This is a genomic window from Parageobacillus caldoxylosilyticus NBRC 107762 (assembly GCF_000632715.1).
Classification (GTDB): domain Bacteria; phylum Bacillota; class Bacilli; order Bacillales; family Anoxybacillaceae; genus Saccharococcus; species Saccharococcus caldoxylosilyticus.
Genome location: NZ_BAWO01000123.1, coordinates 1 through 865, shown reverse-complemented (window position 1 = coordinate 865; position 865 = coordinate 1). Strand labels below are relative to the sequence as shown.

The 865-nt window shown below is 28.4% G+C and carries 1 protein-coding gene; it reads right to left on the bottom strand.

Annotation, left to right across the window (positions count from 1 at the left end; genetic code table 11):
• On the bottom strand, positions 1–850 hold an 850-nt coding region (locus GCA01S_RS18915), incomplete at its 3' end, for a hypothetical protein (protein ID WP_155835611.1).
• Between the last annotated feature and the right edge of the window lie 15 nt (positions 851–865).

Sequence of the window (865 nt, the reverse complement as noted above, 5' to 3'; positions counted from 1 at the left end):
ACGGGTTATAAATAATATTTTTACTAACTCCATACAATATACTTCCTCTACCAAAATAATAATCAAATGTCAATTTGTTACCTTGTGTATCGTATGCTGTATATTCTTTATGTTTCTTATTTTCTAGATTAATTCCCACAATATCTCCTTCATTGGTTAAAACAAAAACCATATTGTGCCCAACAACCAAATTTTCTCCACGACTAACATTCGATTCCCACCAACAAGCAGTATTACTATTCTTTTTTAATTGCACTATAGGATATTTTGCATCTGCACTATAATAATATAGCCATACATCGTTAGAATCAGAAATGTTTACTGCATGACAATGATCAATGGGTGGAAAATTTCGTTGCTCAACTAACATATCAAATGCATCATATATAATAGCTCCATTTTTATCAAAACATACAATTCCCTTACTTCCTATTTCACTTTCATGAAAAATTCCTTCATCACTATAACCAATCCATATATGGTGATCTTGATCTACTTTACATGTATTTACTCCATTACCTACACAAAATTCTTTTAATAAATTTCCTTTTTTGTCATATATAAATGCATTATTTTCTTGATCATGTGTTAAGTAACCACAGATTAGTAGATAGTTATCTTCTATTAACTGCAAGAAGTGTAATTCTTTATTTGCAACGACTTCATACGACCGCTTCTCTCCATTATCTAAATGGACTATTTTATATAAAAAGGGATTACCATTAGTATTTTCATGTAAATAAAGTATCAATATATCGTCTTTTAATCCCAAGTCTACAGATATAGGTTCATATTTACTTAATTCTGTGATTTCATAATATTTATTAAATATTAATTTGTCAGTATTCAAATATATAACCCCCTT